The sequence below is a fragment of the Pseudooceanicola aestuarii genome (genome assembly GCF_010614805.1).
Classification (GTDB): domain Bacteria; phylum Pseudomonadota; class Alphaproteobacteria; order Rhodobacterales; family Rhodobacteraceae; genus Pseudooceanicola; species Pseudooceanicola aestuarii.
The window spans coordinates 2086382-2104778 of sequence record NZ_JAAFZC010000001.1; the positions used below are offsets into that span (position 1 = coordinate 2086382).

Here is an 18397-nt window from a genome sequence, read left to right on the forward strand (position 1 = left end):
CTTCAGCCTTCGGCCCCACAGCTGCCGTCCATCAATAGCACAAATGCCGCGCCGCAGTTGTCCCAGACCGGTCGTTCATGCATCGCGCAGCATTTTGAGGTTCGAGTGGCGGCAATGCGGACTAATTTATGGCGTTCAAGTGGATGCTGATAGCCTCATCGACACTAAATTCGGTAGAAGCGCCATCGTTTGTAAGGGATTCCCTCAGCTCTATTTCCCAACATTTCGCTACATCTTCGGTATGAAATGAGCTATTTTCTAACCAAACCTCTGGATAATACATGCGAACCACAAGCATTGAAAAGCTCTTGGGGGAGAGCTTTCTGCTCCAAGCCCAACGATCTTGTCCAAAAGTACCAATATGAAAATGTCCAGCCGGGTGTGTCACTGGAACATACTGGCTCTCAGAATATTCATAGCGAAACATAGGTATTGCTTGGTGCCATTGAAAGTCTGTTGAGAGTAGCTCCATGAACTCCTCAGAGTTAATAGCGCCTGCTTCAAGCATTTCCTTAAGTTCCGAAAGCTTACTCAATGCAGATGCGACGCCCGAAATCCATGGGTTGGGATAGTAGGCCAATCTCCATGACGTTTGACTATCCCAGCTAAACTGAAACAGTGCATAATCTTTTAGCTGCACGTTGAAATGGTTCAAGCTCAGGGCGCATCGGTATATGCTTTCATAGTCGACGTCTGGGGCAAGCGCGACCTCATTGAAATCAGTATTAACCTTGAGTCGAGACAAATTAACGGTTACTTCATCAAGTGCTGCGCGTGTGAAAAACTCAATTGAATGTCTAATACTTGCGTTGAAGTTAGCCTCGTTCAAAAGTCATCATCCTCTAAGAGAGATTGAAAATCTTCGTCAGTAAGATTAAGGTCTTCTTTTAATTTTTCTATTTTTGTTTTTGCCTCAGTCATCCGTGCGTGTTTTTCTTCGAGGTCGCGTTGGATTGTGTTCAGGTCGGTCATGTTTGGCATGACGAACCTTATTTCGGGGGTATACTTTAACGTCTCTTTAATTTCATCGAGCAATTTCCTGTAACGTCCCGTATTGCAACCACTCAGTCGTAACCATCCCTTCGTACGGGTAAGAGCAACAAATAGTCGATTTCGACCTGTGCGTGTTCGCAATGTGGCGGCATCCGCTCCCAACACGAAAACTACGGCAGCCTCATTACCTTTTGCGCGATAAACGGTGGCCAGAGTAACATGGTCTTCCATTGTGAATGGCGGTTCGTCATACCCTCCTGCCAAGAGATTGTTCGGTTGAATTTCCGCTTCAGCGAGCAACTTTGAAACCTTCGACAGATATCCTCGCGCGTACCTATCGTCGAGCGCAATCACAAGGAAATCATGAGCTCGAAGTCCACGGGACATCATATCACGGATCCCTTGCACGCACGCCCTTGCCTCTTCGTTCATGTCTTCGAAGACGCTCGGCTGAATGATCGGAATATCGTCTGGAGTATTAAGTTGTGCGGGGCTGTTTCTACGTGGACGCTTTACGGTTACCTTGGAACCTACCTGAAATGTTCCAGATATGACGTCATACCCAACGTCCTCCCAATGACTTCGGTTCTCAAGCATTTGTACGGTTTCACCATACACACCGAAGCCAATCGCATGAGCCATCACCAATACGTCCCGTTGGTTCCGATAACTCTTTTGTAGTACGTGATCGTTCGTATCTGCCCCCTCTGGAAGTGATCTGGTGAGCGATATTCTCGGCTCCCCATCTGTGTCATTTCCGAAGAGAGCGTCAGGAGCTCGTACCTTAACGTCAAATACGTTCTGGAGCTCATCATATGCCCAAATAATGTTTTTTGTGTCTCGTGTGCCCTTAGTGATGAAGAAGCAAAGTTGATAGAAGCTATCAGGAAAGTCCTGACCTTCATCTATTAGGACGAGATCGTAATAACTGGAGGGTTCCTTATTTGCGATTAACTCACCGCAAACGAATCCAAAGGGATCACTTTCTCCTTTCGCCTCAGCAAAGCTTTTCGGCGAAATGCTTTCACGATTGCACGTGTCTCTGTATACACCTGGCAAGTCACGTCGTCCCCACCCGTGTCGAACATGGACATAATCCCAATCAGGCTCCCCTTCCGCAAAATGCCTATAGAATCGAACTATCAGTTTTTCGATTGTATCCTTCAGGCTGCGCGTATAGTAAGTTATAAGGATTTTGGAATTAGGTTCGTTTGCGTGGGTGAGTGCAGCCTTCATTGCCAAGATCACGGTTTTTCCCGTCCCAGCCAAACCACGTATACGTTGCGGGCAATTCAAAGAAGTCATTGCAACGCCGCGCTGCTTAGCGTCAAAATTTGCAATTAATTCTTCAAGCTCGGCGAACGCCTCCGCTACATCTTGGGAACCGTCTTTTTTTACATGTCGAGGCTTGGGTCTTGAAAGAGCTTTTGCCCCCTCAAGAATTGAACGGACCTCTTCGATGTCTGGCTCAGACAGAATATTTTCAGACTTCTGGGATAGTATTTCGATAAGACTATCCTCGTTTTTTATGAAAGTCGCCTCATCATCACCAATATCGATTGGGGAGTTTGGCGCATACAGAATTGGTTCGATCTCAACTTTGAGCCTGCGTTTCCGCCGTAGTTTTGAGCTTTTTGATAGTTGGGATTCGACCAGCCCCAAAAGGTGAGAAGCTTCTTCGTACTTTATTGTGACAGCCTCCTCGCTATCGGAGGCTGTGTAAACCACGAGCTTAAGGCCGCCATCTCGAGTTATCAGGGCGATGTCACCTCTGTGGAGCGTTTCACTATAATCTTTGAGAGTCGGCCAAGAGTAATAGACCACGCCGCTCTGCTGCCCCATAGCCTGGCGGATTCTCTTGATGACGGTCTCGAGAGGAGGCTTCTTGCCAAGATCCGATCTGGCTGGAATATACTCTAACGCCATTAGGGTTCCTTCAGTAAGTTGTGCAGCCGTTTGGCCTTTTGAGCACACTGAGCCAAAAGTAGAATTTCAACAAGGCCCCCGTCAGTTGCCCCTAAACGTTCAACATAGTGATGTGACTGGCTTGGGGTGCAGTGGCATTCCACCTTACCTTCGCCCTTCGGTCTGCTCAGGGCAGCGCTCTGATCGCGCGTTTACTGTAGACCCAGCCCGCCCCGGAGCGCGACGCGACCGGCAAGCGATATGCAGAATCAAGGTACCGTGGTGACGGCCCGCTTCTGCGCAGTGTTGCCATTCGTGACGGCCGCGGCGAATGGCAGTTCCCCGCCCAAAGCATGGATCAAGCTGGTTTTGGCTCGCGTCCGAAGGTCACGCCGATTGTGAGTGTTCTCTCAAGCCGCCTCTGCCTGATCCATCTGTCGCTCCAGCGCCTGGCGCGCCAGACCCACAACGTAGGAAAGATCCTCAATTTTGTTCAGCCGCACTTCGGAGTTGCCATTGCCCCATCTGCCGACGCCGGTCACATCTTCTACCATTCCACGGGGATCGCTGATGTCCTGCGGTTCAATGTTAAGCGATATGCGCAAGCCCTTCGCCTGAGGAACGACGTCTGCGAAATTTGTTTCGGCCTTGAAGGCAACATAGAGCTTCAGGAACTCGCGGGTCACACATGGATCAAGGGCAAGGATCCTCTGCTCGAACGCGTCAAACAATTCTCTGCTATGCCCACCAGCCAGGTGGCGGTGATCCTGGATCGTGTATCCGGTTGTAGGCACATCCTTCACAACTTTGAGCGAGGCCAGCTCTTCATCTGTCAGGACCGGCGCGGCCCAGACTTTGGTCGCTTCCCTCGCCAACTTTGCAGCGCGCGCTTGGATCGCGTCCTCGTTCCAAGCTTCGGTCGCCCCAAGGCCTTCATTCACGCGGAGAGGGCTGTGTTTGAAACCATCTTTCATGTCGCGCTTCTGCTGGAACGCACGGTTGCTGTATTCTGAATTGTAGCCGGTAAGGGTCAGGTTACCGAGTGTGTGCAACCAGCGTTCCTGTACCTGCTCCGCCTCGGGGCCAAGCTCATTTCGCCATTCAGCAGAAAGATTGGGGTCTTGGGGTAGGATGTGTTCGATCGTATAATCGTCGACATGAACGCGCTCTTTGCGTCCATAATTTTCGAAGCGCCGGAGCCAGTAGCTTCGTCGCGGGAAATTATAAAGGTCTCGGGTCTTGAGCTCCTGGATGAACTCCTCATCGCGCGGGAAACGGCGGTATGACTTCATGCCGAAGAAATAGGTCCGGACACTGCTCAGATAATCAGCCTTGTCTATCGATCGGGCGAAGTTGGCAAAGGTCTTATTGAGAGAGTTCGTGGGGATGGAGCAGATCGCCCGGCGGAAGACGTAGGCCTCGACCATGCGTAACACATCGTGAAACTCTTCACTGGTCAGGCGTTCCTTCTCGAAGTCATCGAAGACCTCGAGAAGGAAGGGGTAGGCAACATCTACCTTGAGCTCCCGAATATCCTGGAACGCTTCTGCCAACTTGGATTCGGTTTGATGACCCAAAGCGATGACGCAGTAGAAGCGGGCATACGAGCGAACCTCCTTCACGAGATCTTCGATTGTGCCGCCTTTGGATTGGACCTGACGGGCATATGCTTTGTAGGCCTCGTAAACATCGCCCAAGCGGGGGATATTGCCTGTGCGGACAGTCAGGTAGTGACGCATGAAGCTATCGAAATGTGCTGTATATGCGGCCTGCCCGAAGTCCTGCTCCATGGGGTGCCAGTAGTGCTCGTAGAGCTTCGTCTGGTAGTCGGGCTCAAGCCCCATGAGAATGAAATTTCGGATAAGGTCAGCTTGGCTTAGCTCCCGCCCGGTCGAGTTCATGCTTTCGAAAATGAGCTGTGGATTGTCGTGTTCGCGGCTCAGAGCGATATCCACCATAATCAGTTTGCCAAGGCCTTTGCAGATCGTCTCGATAACAGCGTCCCCGGCCGCCAGGCGGGCCTTGAATGCATCGTAGTTCTCAACGATACGGTCAGACCTGGGCGTCGGATAGTCGTGTCGACCAACGATTGCCTTCAAAGTGTCGCGGTCGGTCCGGGTCAATAGAAGCTTAAAAAACTCATCGCCGCTGCGCCGGTGGTTGGTCAGCAGGGTTTCGCGGATCTCGTCTGCAGAAAAGCCTTCGACAGGTTCGTCATCACCAACAGCATCGGCGAGCGCAGCCAACAGCAAGGTGATGGTGGTCAAGCGTTGCTGGCCATCGATGACCAGATTGGGCGCCCGCTTGGTATTATTGGACAGCCCATCCTCAATGTAGACGATGGATCCGATGAAGTGCACATCAATACTGTCGTCCAACCCGGCTCGATAGACGTCCTCCCAAAGCTGGGTGCACTCCTTTTCTGTCCACGAGTAGGTTCTCTGATAAATCGGGATGACAAATCTCGGGGCGGCTCGGAGGAACTGGAGGAGGCCGGCTTCGGTAGCTTTCAATGGGTCACCTAAACTGAAAAATATGCTTTAAGCTGAGCCTAAAGCGTCGGCCAGTCTGATGACAAATCAAATGTGACGCATGGGGAGCCTCAATACTCGAGAGAAGTGCCGCGTAAACGGTACCACAGCGAACACGCTTTCGAACTGCTCTCCGCGCTCCGCGGTATTGATCTAACAGCCTGGGCCGTAGGCGTATCCTGCCATAAGCGTATCGGCTGAGCTTCCGGTGGATGTTGGGAGGGCGGCTGCGCAGGCCGCCCCCTCTAAAACACTATGAATTTGCGTCCTCCGGCGCCGTCCCGTTAGACTGTGAGATACACCTGAACAAGAAGGGAGCTACCGTGACAGGTATTTTCACCACAGAATTCATCGTTGCCGGCACCCTTATCTTCATCAGCGGTGTTCTGATCGTAACAGGCCTGCTGATGGCGCTACCGAACAAAGGAAAGCAGTCAAAAGTTGATGTTGAGGCTGCGGTTCGGAACGCTCCATATCACCTGTTGGCCAATATCGGCATAAAAGTTTCGCCATCGTCGGAGTGCCGTAAGATCTGAGGTCGATATGCCGTCAGTCAGCAAGACTATCTTTAGAGGCAAGCTCGCAGAGGCGTTGAGCGATCATTCGTCGCCCTCATGTCGCATCCGTCGCGTCGTCCAACGCTGATTTCAGATCCCGATGCTTATCAGCAATGTCTTTCTGGCGGTCTTGGCGCCGTTGGCGCAGATTGGTCGCGTGCAACTCTGCCACCTGTTCTTCGATGTAGTGGCGCTTGACGATCTCCGTACTGGAGTGGTGCGCCGCCGGCTTAGCATACTCGATGCCTGCCGTTCCATGCGCCGCGAATGCGTCTGTATAGAGCATGGTACGGAGTGTCGTGAAACTGTTGCCCGTGAGGGTTTTGAAAACACGAGGAACATATGTGGCGGCTGCAGGGGTGCCATCATGCAGCACGAAAAGCTGCCGTTTTTGTTTCTGCAAGCGTTCTCGCAGGAACGGTAACATTGCAGGCGACGCTTCTCCAAGAACAATAGCATCAACAAAACGTCCGACTTCTTCGTGGAGCGGTAGCACATAATCAACCGGACGCGACATGTTGGTTTTCCGGATCTTCGTTCGGATGACCCACTCGCACTCCTTCCAAAAAAGGTTCTCGCCAAACACCAGCTGTGCGGATGCATTCCTTAGTGGCGCATTCGCAAAGACACCCAATATCGCGGCGGCGTTGCGCATCTGATGACGCTTCTTAAAGCAAACCTCTGCAGAGACACCCGCCAGAAGATTCTCGGCGAGGTCAAGAACACGGTCAGTTGTATTTCCTGTCCGCAGCAGTGCGAAAAACTTTAGTGCTTTTTGTCCCTTTTCTCGGGCACCATATTCACGCGAATAGCCCTTGAGGTGACCGACGATGTTCGAGGCTGCGTCACTATATCTGGCAAAGAGATACAGTCCGTCAGCAGCCGCAAGCATGCTTGCCCACCGTAAACCGTAAGGTTTCTTTGCCAATCGTTCTTTCAGGTCCGTGAGATATGCATCGATCCCTTCAACGCTGAGTTCCTTGCCCATGCCATGGCGCTGAGCCGACCAAGCGTGTCCGCAAAGTTTTTCGCGCATTCTTTTAACCATGCTACGCGCCGGAACCTGCACCGAGGCGTTTCGACTGGGCAATCCCTCAGCAGCGCGACGCAGTTCTTGCTGGTAATCCAAAGGAAGTTCATGGGGACGGATGGTCACCCTTCGAGGTAGTGGGGGCCGGCGACTGGGCGGCGCGATGGGATCCCAATCCTCCATTTCATGAACTGGCGGGGTCGTGTTCGGCCTCATCTTTGAATTTGATTGCGAGGAAGCAGATGTAGCGTGAATCGGTTTTGACAACGGTACATTCGGCTTGGGATGAAGCGCTTGCCTGATCGAAGATAAGAACGCCGGCTGAAAAACTGCGAAAACCTCTTGAAGGTGATCAAGACGCATAGCCCTCTCTGGGTCAGGGAACTCGCCCAACCAGTTCTCGATATCACCGACCGTAGGAGACAAAATTTCAAACTTCAGAATGAAGTCAAAGAAGCTGTCGGTGGTCAGGATCGCCGGACCCGATATGTCTGCGAAGCCCGGCTGCACGATCAAAGCCCGCCAGGCCGGTTTCGCAAGGGCCTCCTGGACACTCATTACAAGCCCCCCTTTGATGGAGTTGGCACCGAGTGGCGTTTGGCACGCCGTTCATATCGTTTCTGCTGAAGCGAGCGGCTCTGCCGTTCCCTGTCGACGAAAGCATAGTGCTGGCGCAGGGTTGCAGTTGTATCGCCTGTCAGGTTTTCGAGTTCCTCGAAACATGTCGGGTCATGGAAGATCTCCAGCGTACATACTCCGTGGCGAAAATTATGCGGAAGAAGATACAGCTCGATGCTTGTGGAGCAAGCGGCGAGCCACCCGTCAAATGTCGAGAGGACGAGAGGACGGGGTTCGGCCTTCAACGCTGGGAAGAGGTAGTCTGAGTGATCAGAACCTGGGAACAGAGGCCGGATACGGGAAAGATAGAAAGCCAAGATACGGTATCCCTCATGACCGAGGCCATTCTTCTCAAAACTAAACCGTGGCAAATATTGGTTTCGGCGTGTCATCGCCTCACCATTTTTAAGCAGCTCGTTCGAAATATGTATTTCGTACCGAGGATTGTGCTTGTCGTCTCGATGGTCGAAAAAGGTTTGTGGGTGACCAAAAATTTTCAGATCATTGATCACGTTCGACTTACGGAATGGCGCGCCCTCGAGCTCGATTGCGGCGAATGCCGCGCAGACGCCGTACATCCTTGCCTGGCCCAGAAGCTGGCTCGCCAAACGTGATTGTTCTGGTGATAAAGCCTGTTCATCAGGAAACCTGCTGAACGCCTGAAGATCGATGTCTTCGATGCTCGCCAATTCGATCGCGGCAAGTGCCTTTTCAACATATCGAAAGTGCTGAGTTTCGAATATCTCTGCAGCGAGGGGGTCGCTTATGAGGTTTCGACACCATACCTCAACCTTGGGAGACATGATTTTGCTGGCTGCTTGACCTTGGACGAGCAGGGGCAGGCTCTTGATGAGCCGTTCTACTTTCTCAGATGCTTCCGTAAGGTTCTGATCCGCAAGAACTCTTTTCAATACCAGCGAGTAGGAGAACAAAGTCCGCGGCGCCAAACCGCCTTGCGCACCTGATTTCTTGCACTGACGCGTCAATGTTCTCTCGATCAGATCTGCAGTAAAGAGCGCAGCCAGACTATTGACCGAACGAAAGTCACAAAATTCGCTGACCGTCATAATGTAATGGCGCAGTGCTGCGGTGTAGACCCCTCTACTACTGGCTGAATAGGACTTGGCCGTAGCCTCTCGTGCTTCCTCGGTGAGCATATCGCTTTGATAGACAACGGTTGCCTGTTTGACCCAAGTCATTGCTTCATCCGCCAGGAAATCAGGGACGATTTCGTCCAACCGAAACACACCGGTCAGAGACCCGATGACAGTGGGTGGTAACAAAGGCAAACAAGTCGGGAACACTCGCAAATAGTCAAAGAATGCAGCCCCCTGCTTCACTCGGCCCCAATCATCCGAGTTCTGACAATCCTCACGTAGCGAAATCACCCGATCACGCGTAATGTCGGCCATGTCCCATTCCCGGGCGCGGGCCAGATCGAACAACCTTGGTAGGTTGCGCATTTGGCTCGCCTTTATCAACCCGCCTTTAAGAAGATCGGGCAGAACCGCTTGCAGGCGGGCGAATCCATCTTGACGCGCCCTTCGCTCGCGGCGCTTTTGCAAATCGCCGTAGTAGCTTTCAATTAATCTGCGCCCGTCAGTCTGATATTGCTTGTAGGTTTTTGGCTTTATTCCCCAACTGGCAATCTTACTCATCAAGCGAGCATCTTTTGCGCTGAACTTCGGCGCGATTATGAGATAGACTTCCAGGGTACCATCAAGCGCCTCAAGGTGCCGGTCGGCGTACCCGCGCTTTTTGAACATTAGCTTTAGATGTTTCGCATACTGGCATGCGGTTTTGGTTTCCTGGCTCTCGCCGAAGCGAAGAATGTCCAGCATTGTAGGTGCTTTATTCGTCATGTTCGTTTGTCTCTTTGTTGTCGTTAATGAGAAGATTGGTCGTTATCGGGCGGGCGGTAAGAAAATCCGGGGAGTTTACCCACGCCGAAAATTCCCCGGGGGGTCTTATTCTGAGCGTTATTCGGGCAACGGTGGATTGCCGCTGTGAACCAGCGAGAAAAGGTCCTCGAGGGGCTGCTTATCTGCTTCGGCAGGCGCCGCGGCCGTGGCTATCCCGGTGTCCGTACTGGGCGGGGCCAATGGTGTAACGGAACAGAAATTCAGAGGTGCTGAACCAAGCCGCTGGTTCCGTATGAGGCTGGGGATCCAGCGGCGAAGACGCGGGGTAGAGGAACCCGTTTCATCGCCGAGCTGTATGCCCGGATCATATTGCCAGCGTCCGTTGCGGAGATGGTGCCGAAGGGTAGACATCGGGACACCCGTTGCCTGTGACACCCATCGAACATCAGCGAGCGGCTCCCTGAGGGCGTCCGTGGCCGCTTGATCTGACGGTTCAAGACCGAATAGCTGGCGCCACAGAACGACCTCGGGGACGATCCCGTGAAACATCGTGATCCCAAAACGGCGCAAGATTGGCGATAGCGCGTCACGCCCGACATTAAGGTATTGGCGGAGCTCAGTCGTCGTGAGTCCCGCGGGATTGCATGGAACGATTGGTTCTCTGAAAAGCTCGAATGGCATGTGCCCCATCTCCTTTTTCAGGAAGTGGGGCGTTTCCAATCTGTTCGGAAGAAATCGACAGTTGGGTCTGTGAAAAGGTTAGACACATCGCAAAAAAATGGGTTCTGCAGCATGCACCCGAATGTGTGCAACCCATGACCCCAATGAACACGAACCTTACCTACCATCGAGATAGCGAATAGCGGCACTCCGGGCGTCGAAAAGGGCGGCACCCGCCGCCCTCTGAGACGTGTTTCCGAACGCTCTATGCCTTGTTCCGGTGTCGTAAAATACGCTCAATCCGGGCGTAGGCCAGCAAGTGTTCATGACTCGAATGATGCCCATTGCACGATGGACAGCGGTAGGTATCCCCGCCCGTATCATTAACGCTGTATCCGAGCGCGACAAAGGCCTCGCGCGCTTGCGCTGTCAGGAATACCGTATTCGAGCACACCGACGAAACACCGACATGTGAGAACTGTCGCCCTTGCTGGGTGTAGTGCCGGTAGATTACCAGCCGGGCACTCGAAAGTGGGTATTTCTGCCTTAGCCATACAGTTACGTCGCAAATATCCTGCTCCGGCCCGAACGCACCGGGACGTTTCTTCAGGCGGTGCTCACGCGCGATTTGCACCCCGCAGCGCGCCCCTGTGTTATTCGGCATGGCGGAACCGGGCAAAGAGATCGGTGGCACGTGCGCCATGGTAGCGCGCCATGTCGCAGCAGGGAAAATTCCGTTCTCGGCCAATCTGATCAAGTGATGATGTAGATTGATCGGCGAGGAAGCGAACAATGTCGTGCAAGGCATCCTCTATTGCGTCCGCGTCAGGAAACGGCTCCGAAAACGCGCTATGGAGCCGGCACAGCGCTTCAAATCCCGCTGGATCGTCCAGCGCATCGAGCAAGTCACAAAGCGCAGCACCACTGCGGCGCAAATACTTTTCCGTGGCAGCTACCGCATTGTAGCGCGCTTGGCTGAGGTTCATGTGGCCGGTGTTGAACATGCTTTTCTCCCTTGGATACGTGATGAGGTCTTCTGTTGCCTGATTCATCGGCGTCATGTTTCACGTCCATTGGAGCGGCAGTTGCTGTGGCTGAACCTCCCTGTTCACTCATGCGCACCTATGCCGGTGTCGTCCTGACAAATATAATATTGGCCACTCTTGCGAGAGGCGAAGAAGAAAAATAAGGTGTTTTACGTGTTACCCAAGGATATCTTGCCATACGGCGTCTCATTCGCCGCTCACCTGCATTTACTTTGGGAGTCTTAATGGCTGGGACACGAGGGCAGGTTTCGGTACAAGTTGTGCCGAAATACTTAATAGAGAAGGGAGCAATCCCAATCGGATTGCTCCCCTAAATTGCGCAAGAGGCAAATTGCGAACCAATATCGTTCACGTCCGCGATTGCTCAAGTTCTCAGTTTGGGCCTTCTCAAGCCAAAAATTTATTTCACATTCTACAAGGCTGGCTTATTTCTCATACGCGTGATGCCGCTGGGGGACTGTGGCAATAGGTGGCCTGGCAGATCATCGCATTGTATCATGTCGTCTATAACGAAGACACCGGAGCGAAAGGCCCGACGGGCAGCTCCCGAAAGACGCTGATCAGTATTTTGAAACCAAGTCGGACTTAGTTCGTGCGGTGATAGCCCGTCAGAGATGGCATACTTTGATACAAAGTATGTACCTTGAACCATGTCGCTCTTTCCGTGCGCGCGTAGTTGCTTGCGCAGCTTAGCCCATGCCTCTTGAACTGGCGACAGCGTGCTAATGCCTACGTAGGGGCCGAGCGAAGAACAATCCCAGATACGTTTGATATAGGTCTGAAAAGTCGCTTTGTTTGGCCTGCGAAATCCGTAGTCAGCTGGATCCAGCTCAAACATGGGCTTCAATACCAGTGCGAGTTCTTCGAGGGTGGGATCATCGCCATCCGACAGCGTCTTAATCAGGACGGCAAATCCGTAAGCAAAGGGTATTGCTGCCTTAAGTGAGGCCCCACCATTTGCGAACTGAGCTGCGAGTTTCGGTGGCAATGGTGCGTTGTACACATGGCTGCTCGGAGCCGGTAGTTGCCCGATTTTTTCCTTAGGCAGGAGATGTTTGACACCTTGCGCAAGCTGCGATGTCTGCAGATGGTCCATGACGGAGAGCGCCCTGCGAAATGGCGCTCGATTTTTCGGATCGAGCGATTTGTCCAAAGCGAGCGCCTTTTCTGCATTCAGATCACAAATGCGGAGATTTGCAGGTAGCATTCCTCTCAGAATGGATAACTCCTTGTGTTTCTCGGTGGCGAATTCGAGGCGAGCAATTCGCGTTAGCGCTGCAATATCTTCCATATCTGCGGGCTTGCCCATATCCAGTAGGTACAGATCGAAGATGGCGCGACGCCACCCCCAGTAACGGGTTAGCTCTTTCTTGAATACTGCCTGCGCATGAAGAGGGACGACCTCATGAGGAAAGCGATTGCAAAGGTCTGCCGCCGTATAGGTAAGACCCAGCAGCGGAACCCTCTCGATCTTCTGAAGGAGAGACAGGTGAGTAGCCAATTGGAAGGGAGTACCAGCAGGTTCGAGATGCGGCGGCGGGGTCGGGGAGGTCAAAGCCTCATATAAGCGTTGTATGTCCATATTGAGGACATTGGTTGCTTTCATGAATGCAGAAGGAATTTCTTCTCAACAGATCAGATTCTTTGGGTCACGTCCGAGCCAGAGCGCCCACGAGACCGATAAGACGTTCATATGACGATACAGGGATCCAAAACCAAGCATCGAATTTAGAGAGAGGCGCCGGCTCTATTTAAGTTCTCTGGTTCGCTCGGAAGCGTTGCGGCCGTTCAGAATTGCGCGCTCCCGCTTTCCTGCAATGAAAGACTGTTAGGGCGAAGGTTTCAAACTTCCTTCGTCGGATCTCGCGCCCAACATCTGCATGTTGTTGAGCATCTGTTGAAGCATGTCGTTTCCGCCCCGCAGCCTGCTCATCTCGACGTTGGCTGCTGCCAGTTTCTTTCTAAGTCCATCGGCCTCGGCTGTTTGATGGTCACGCTCCGCGGAGATTGTCTCTTTTTCCCTTTCCAGGGTCTCGATCTTCATTTCCAACTCCGTGATAAGCCACTGGGCGGAACGCTTATCGGCAACAACCTCGTCCAAACGTTTGTCGGTCTCCTGCTTTGCAAGTTGGTTCTGCTCCGCCAGCATGAGGGAGAACGAATGGTGTGCACCGGCCATGAAATCATCCAGTGACGCCTTCACCGAGCCCGGCAGATCGGCAATAAGTCGATCGTTCCGCTCTGAGATAAACTCCTCAACCGCATCGTCGATCAGTCTCTGAAGCGCTTCAGGCCGTATGCTCTTGCTCGCGCTATAGACGAGGCAAAGCCTGTCTTTGACAAGAGTGGTCGTTATCTCGTCGGTAGGTGTGCCAGCCGTGAGAAGCTCCTCGACGATTGCGTAAACATCCTCGGGCCGATAGCTCAGCGGACGGCCACCGCTATTGGGCTTGTTCTTAGTCATTCGGGGTTTGTCCTTCTATTTGTCAAACCGAGTTTGACAAACCCGGTGTGTGATGTGGCTTTCTCAGTAGGTTGGACGGCAAACCAAGCGACGGAAGGAAATATGCGCTTGGTGGTGTAGTTTCTTTGGTTCAGCTGGCCCGACGATTTCAGCCGGCACCTCATCCGAGTGGCCCGCAGGAAAGACGTCGACTTCCCGTAAAGGGCGACTTGGACAGCTTTGATCATCATGCGCTCAGTCGCAGTAACTGCGTCACGTGCACCCCTGCGCTGCCTGTGGGTCTATGGCAGGCGCCGCCCCACCCACCCAACTATTGATAATCGTCGATTATCACCATACGGTCTCGCAAACGAGGAGTGCTGGATGGATCACCCTGGACATATTGTTCGCGCAGAATGCCTTGCGCCGTTGGGCCTTAGTGTTACGGCAGCAGCGGCTATTTTGGGGGTAGATCGCCAGACACTCAGCAACTTGCTCAACGGCCGCTCGGGGATTTCTCCGGAAATGGCACTGCGATTGGAGAAGGCGTTTGGCGGGTCCGCCAGGGCTTGGATGGAGAGACAAATGGAATATGAACTGGCCGACATCATGGCGCGTGCCGATCAGATCGATGTTCGCCGCTATTCGAAGGGTGCCCAATGAACCCGGTCGAGATCGAACAGGCCATCTCTGAACTTGCAGAGACACCCTTCGACGCGGTTGAATTCCCCTTTGCTTTCCTCGAAGCCTTCGGCCGCAAGGCGACCGAGATCAAAAAGCTGCGCAAGGGTGACACCAACAAATCCGATCTTGGCGGCGTTCTACAGCGCAACAACATCCACATCGCCACCTGCGCCACCGGTGAAGTTTCCAGTACCCTTGCAGCGCTAAAGGACAGCCCCGCCACCACCAAGTTCAAGGCCAAGTTCATCCTCGCCACCGATGGTCAGGACTTCGAGGCCGAGGACCTGATCGGCGGCGAAACCGTCGCTTGTACCTTCCAACAGTTCCCCGACCATTTTGGCCTCTTCCTGCCCCTCGCGGGCATCTCAACCGTCAAGCAAATCCGCGAAAGCGCCTTTGACATCAAGGCCACGGGCCGCCTCAACCGCCTTTATGTTGAACTGCTGAAAGACAACCCGGACTGGGGCACCGCCGAGCGCCGCCACGACATGAACCACTTCATGGCGCGGCTGATCTTCTGCTTCTTTGCCGAGGACACCGACATCCTGAATGGCGAGGATCTGTTCACCGCCACCGTCGACCAGATGTCAAACCGCGATGGCTCAAACACGCACGAAGTCATCTCGGAAATCTTCCGGGCGATGAACACCGCCATCCCAGATCGCGCCGCCGCCAATCTGCCCCGCTGGGCCGATGCATTTCCCTATGTGAACGGGGGCCTGTTTTCGGGCAGTACCGAGGTGCCGCGCTTCTCCAAGATCGCGCAGCGCTACCTGTCCCATATCGGCGGCTTGGACTGGACCAAGATCAACCCCGATATCTTTGGCTCCATGATTCAGGCCGTCGCTGATGAGGACGAACGCTCTGTCCTGGGCATGCACTACACCTCTGTGCCGAACATCCTAAAGGTGTTGAACCCGCTGTTTCTTGATGACCTGAACGCCGCACTTGAGGAGGCGGGGGACAACCGTCGCAAGCTGGCCAACCTGCGCGCCCGCATTGCCAAGATCCGTGTGTTTGATCCGGCCTGTGGGTCAGGCAACTTCCTTGTCATCGCCTACAAAGAGCTGCGCGCGATCGAGGCTGTGATCAATCAGCGGCGCGGTGAGCCTGACCGCAAGACGGACATCCCCTTGACCAATTTCCGCGGGATTGAGCTGCGTGATTTCTCGGCCGAGATTGCGCGGCTGGCGTTGATCATTGCGGAATACCAGTGCGACGTGACCTACCGCGGCCAGAAAGAGGCCCTGGCCGAGTTCTTGCCGCTGGACAGCCAAAACTGGATCACCTGCGGCAACGCCCTGCGGCTCGACTGGCTGTCGATCTGCCCGCCCACGGGGACGGGGGTGAAGTTCCAATCCGAGGATCTGTTTCAAAGCCCGCTGGATCAGGCGCAGATTGATTTCGAGAACGAGGGGGGAGAGACGTATATCTGCGGGAACCCGCCTTATCTGGGATCCACTTGGCAGAGCAAAGAGCAGAAGGCAGATTTGCAGCGCATCTTTGACGGGCGCACCAAAAACTGGAAGTCGCTGGATTATGTCGCGGGCTGGTTCATGAAGGCCGCTGACTACGGCCTGCATACGCCGACCGTTTCGGCCTTTGTGACAACCAATTCGATCTGCCAGGGGCAACAAGTGCCGATCCTTTGGCCACTGATTTTTGAGACAGGTCACGAAATTTCTTTCGCGCATACCTCTTTCAAGTGGGCCAACCTTGCCAGTCATAATGCCGGTGTAACGGTGGCAATTGTGGCGATTTCAAACCATGCGGGCGCAGTAAAGAGACTCTATGCTCTGGACGGTGAGGGCAAAACGGTCCTGAAGGAAGGCGATAACATCAACGCCTATCTGGTGACAGCGCCAAATGTTGTCGTGGAAAAACGATCGAAGCCAGGCGCTGGATGTGGGAACATCGAGGCTGGGGGCAAGCCTGTTGAGGGTGGTAATCTTCTGTTCGGAGCGTCAGAGGCACGCAGAATAATTAAAGGTGATCCGCGAGCAGAACAGTTCTTGAAGCGCGTCTATGGCGCAAGTGAGTACATCCGTGGTGATGTTCGATACTGCATCTGGGTTTCAGATGCTGACAAGGATGAAGCCAAAGAGGTTGCTGACTTTGCTCAGCGCTTCGATGCCGTAGCTGCAGTTCGCACCAAAAGCCCGAAGGCCGCAACTAAGCAGGGTGCGCAATGGCCGCACAAGTTCGAGGAGGTGAAACAGGCTGGAACTGAACGGGTAATCGTTATTCCAAAAGTTTCTTCTGAAACTCGAAATTTTTTGCCGGTTGGGGTCTTGCCTCCGGGATCAATCGTGACTGATCTTGCCTTTGCCCTCTACGACGCCCCCCTTTGGAATATGGCGCTGATCGCATCACGGCTGCATCTGGTTTGGATCGCAACAGTCTGTGGCAAGATGAAAACGGACTTCCGGTATTCGAACACTATGGGCTGGAACACCTTCCCTATCCCCAAACTCACCGAAAAGAACCGCGAGGATTTGATCCGCTGCGCCGAAGATATCCTTCTGGCCCGCGAGGCGCATTTCCCCGCCACCATCGCCGATCTCTACAACCCCGAAACCATGCCCGAAAACCTCCGCGCCGCCCACGACCGCAACGACGAAACCCTCGAGCGCATCTACATCGGCCGCCGCTTCAAAAATGACACCGAACGGCTGGAAAAGCTGTTCGACATGTACACCAAGATGACCACAAAGGTGTCAGCATGAGCCTTGATAATAACGACGCCCATTTGCCGACACTGGATGATCTGGAGAGCCTGTTCGTCAACAATGCTGATCTGGACAATATCCGTGCCCACCTCAGCCGTTTTAACCCTATCAAGACAATGGGTATGGAGCGGATGGAAATCCGGCACTCTGCCATCCTTGGCTGGTTGCTGAACCCTCAAGAAACCCATGGACTGGGGGATACCTTCCTCAAGGCGTTTCTGGCCCAGGCGTTGCGCGGCGATGACAGCAAGGCGCGGCCAACAGCGCTGGATGTGTCGCAAGCCGATATGATGGACGCCGAAATCAGGCGCGAGTGGCGCAACATTGACCTACTTGTTCTAAGCCCCCGCAACGGCTGGGTTTTTGTAATCGAGAACAAATTCGATAGTGGTCAGCACAGCAACCAGCTGCAACGCTACATGGATGTTGTGGACGCAACGTTTATGGGGTCAGACAGCTTTAATTTGGTACGCGGTATATTTCTTACCCTTTGGGAAGAGAACCCTGAAGATGATCGATATGCGCCGATCGAGTATGGCGCAATCTGCGAATTGTTGGATCAGACTGCATTGTCTGGTCGGCTACCATTGGCACCAGAAGTCGAAACATTTTTGAAGCATTATTTAGACGTTATTCGAGAGGCGACAGGCATGAGCACTGAGCAAGTCGAAATGGAGAAGCTGGCGCGGCAACTCTACCGAGATCACAGGCGCGCTCTTGATTTCATTGTGGAGCACGGGAAAAGCACGGATTTCTCTTTTGCTTGCGATGCTGTCTTTGGGGAGGACCTTGAAGACGAAGCGGTAATCAAAGTCGGAAAACGTGAGTTCATTTTTAACCACTCGGATGCTCATTCATTCAGCTTTTTACCTAAGGCTTGGTACGATGCATTTGGGGGTGATGAGTATTGGTGGCATGGGTGTGAAAACTGGTGGGCAGGCTTCCCCCTCATTACCTGGATCCAGCTTACAAGTGATGCAAAGGGGGCCAGTGGTCAGATTCGCCTATATGCGGAGGTTGGCCCCCTGAGCGATCATGACTTTCGCCGTGAATTGATTGCTGCCATTACGGAAGTGGCAAAGAAGAAATCGCTGACAACGATCGGTTTCCAACGCGGCGCGGCCGACGAAGGCAAGAAATATTCAAAGTTCTTCAAAAAGAACTTCTTTGCAGTTGATGATATTCATGACCAAGACAAGATCGCAAATGCCATCAAGAAGGTGCTGAAGTCTTTTGAGGCCGAGATGGACGCTGTTGCTAAGGTTTTGCCTCAGTTCGTATCGCACGGCCAGGAAGATAGTTCGGAATGATTGGGTGTTCCATCTGCGATGCGGGGCGC

Annotated in this window: 12 protein-coding genes; 4 read left to right on the forward strand and 8 right to left on the reverse strand. The window is 53.3% G+C overall.

Going from position 1 to position 18397, the window contains the following annotated elements:
- Window positions 1–121 precede the first annotated feature (121 nt).
- The 3 genes from G5A46_RS09990 to G5A46_RS10000 form a co-directional block, all read right to left on the reverse strand.
- Window positions 122–829, reverse strand: coding sequence for a DUF2290 domain-containing protein (locus G5A46_RS09990; protein WP_163849255.1), 708 nt, complete (start codon window positions 827–829; stop codon window positions 122–124).
- Window positions 826–2919: a DEAD/DEAH box helicase gene (locus tag G5A46_RS09995; protein WP_163849256.1), complete on the reverse strand. Its 2094-nt coding sequence runs from the start codon at window positions 2917–2919 to the stop codon at window positions 826–828. Before G5A46_RS09995 ends, G5A46_RS09990 begins: the two co-directional genes overlap by 4 nt.
- A gap of 389 nt (window positions 2920–3308) precedes the next feature.
- Entirely contained in the window at window positions 3309–5411 is a 2103-nt protein-coding gene (locus tag G5A46_RS10000) for a DUF262 and DUF1524 domain-containing protein (RefSeq protein WP_163849257.1), read from the reverse strand.
- A 341-nt stretch (window positions 5412–5752) separates the two neighbouring features.
- On the opposite strand from G5A46_RS10000, the gene G5A46_RS10005 reads away from it, so the two are divergent.
- Window positions 5753–5965, forward strand: a complete 213-nt coding sequence (locus G5A46_RS10005; protein ID WP_163849258.1) for a hypothetical protein — start codon at window positions 5753–5755, stop codon at window positions 5963–5965.
- Window positions 5966–6041: 76 nt separating this feature from the next.
- On the opposite strand, the gene G5A46_RS10010 is transcribed toward G5A46_RS10005, so the two are convergent.
- The 5 genes from G5A46_RS10010 to G5A46_RS10030 form a co-directional block, all read right to left on the reverse strand.
- Entirely contained in the window at window positions 6042–7574 is a 1533-nt protein-coding gene (locus tag G5A46_RS10010) for a hypothetical protein (RefSeq protein WP_163849259.1), read from the reverse strand.
- On the reverse strand, window positions 7574–9496 hold the full coding sequence (locus tag G5A46_RS10015; RefSeq protein ID WP_163849260.1) for a hypothetical protein: 1923 nt from the start codon (window positions 9494–9496) through the stop codon (window positions 7574–7576). The genes G5A46_RS10010 and G5A46_RS10015 overlap by 1 nt, the downstream gene beginning before the upstream one ends.
- Before the next feature lie 1313 nt (window positions 9497–10809).
- Entirely contained in the window at window positions 10810–11217 is a 408-nt protein-coding gene (locus G5A46_RS10020; protein WP_163849261.1) for a hypothetical protein, read from the reverse strand.
- A gap of 397 nt (window positions 11218–11614) precedes the next feature.
- Window positions 11615–12808, reverse strand: a complete 1194-nt coding sequence (locus G5A46_RS10025) for a hypothetical protein (RefSeq protein ID WP_163849262.1) — start codon at window positions 12806–12808, stop codon at window positions 11615–11617.
- A 222-nt stretch (window positions 12809–13030) separates the two neighbouring features.
- Complete coding sequence (locus G5A46_RS10030) at window positions 13031–13666, reverse strand: hypothetical protein (RefSeq protein WP_163849263.1); 636 nt, start codon at window positions 13664–13666, stop codon at window positions 13031–13033.
- Between the two features lie 363 nt (window positions 13667–14029).
- On the opposite strand from G5A46_RS10030, the gene G5A46_RS10035 reads away from it, so the two are divergent.
- The 3 genes from G5A46_RS10035 to G5A46_RS10045 are packed head-to-tail and all read left to right on the forward strand — an operon-like array spanning window position 14030 to window position 18368.
- Complete coding sequence (locus G5A46_RS10035; RefSeq protein ID WP_163849264.1) at window positions 14030–14308, forward strand: HigA family addiction module antitoxin; 279 nt, start codon at window positions 14030–14032, stop codon at window positions 14306–14308.
- Window positions 14305–17055: a class I SAM-dependent DNA methyltransferase gene (locus G5A46_RS10040; RefSeq protein WP_163849265.1), complete on the forward strand. Its 2751-nt coding sequence runs from the start codon at window positions 14305–14307 to the stop codon at window positions 17053–17055. The genes G5A46_RS10035 and G5A46_RS10040 overlap by 4 nt, the downstream gene beginning before the upstream one ends.
- Window positions 17052–18368, forward strand: a complete 1317-nt coding sequence (locus tag G5A46_RS10045; RefSeq protein ID WP_163849266.1) for a PDDEXK-like family protein — start codon at window positions 17052–17054, stop codon at window positions 18366–18368. The genes G5A46_RS10040 and G5A46_RS10045 overlap by 4 nt, the downstream gene beginning before the upstream one ends.
- Window positions 18369–18397 lie beyond the last annotated feature (29 nt).

Coding starts and splice junctions, on each gene's coding strand:
- G5A46_RS09995 (WP_163849256.1), bottom strand. CDS start 2,919: ATGGCGTTAGAGTATATTCCAGCCAGATCGGATCTTGGCAAGAAGCCT.
- G5A46_RS10010 (WP_163849259.1), bottom strand. CDS start 7,574: ATGAGTGTCCAGGAGGCCCTTGCGAAACCGGCCTGGCGGGCTTTGATC.
- G5A46_RS10035 (WP_163849264.1), top strand. CDS start 14,030: ATGGATCACCCTGGACATATTGTTCGCGCAGAATGCCTTGCGCCGTTG.
- G5A46_RS10045 (WP_163849266.1), top strand. CDS start 17,052: ATGAGCCTTGATAATAACGACGCCCATTTGCCGACACTGGATGATCTG.
- G5A46_RS10020 (WP_163849261.1), bottom strand. CDS start 11,217: ATGACGCCGATGAATCAGGCAACAGAAGACCTCATCACGTATCCAAGG.
- G5A46_RS10030 (WP_163849263.1), bottom strand. CDS start 13,666: ATGACTAAGAACAAGCCCAATAGCGGTGGCCGTCCGCTGAGCTATCGG.
- G5A46_RS10025 (WP_163849262.1), bottom strand. CDS start 12,808: ATGAAAGCAACCAATGTCCTCAATATGGACATACAACGCTTATATGAG.
- G5A46_RS10015 (WP_163849260.1), bottom strand. CDS start 9,496: ATGACGAATAAAGCACCTACAATGCTGGACATTCTTCGCTTCGGCGAG.
- G5A46_RS10040 (WP_163849265.1), top strand. CDS start 14,305: ATGAACCCGGTCGAGATCGAACAGGCCATCTCTGAACTTGCAGAGACA.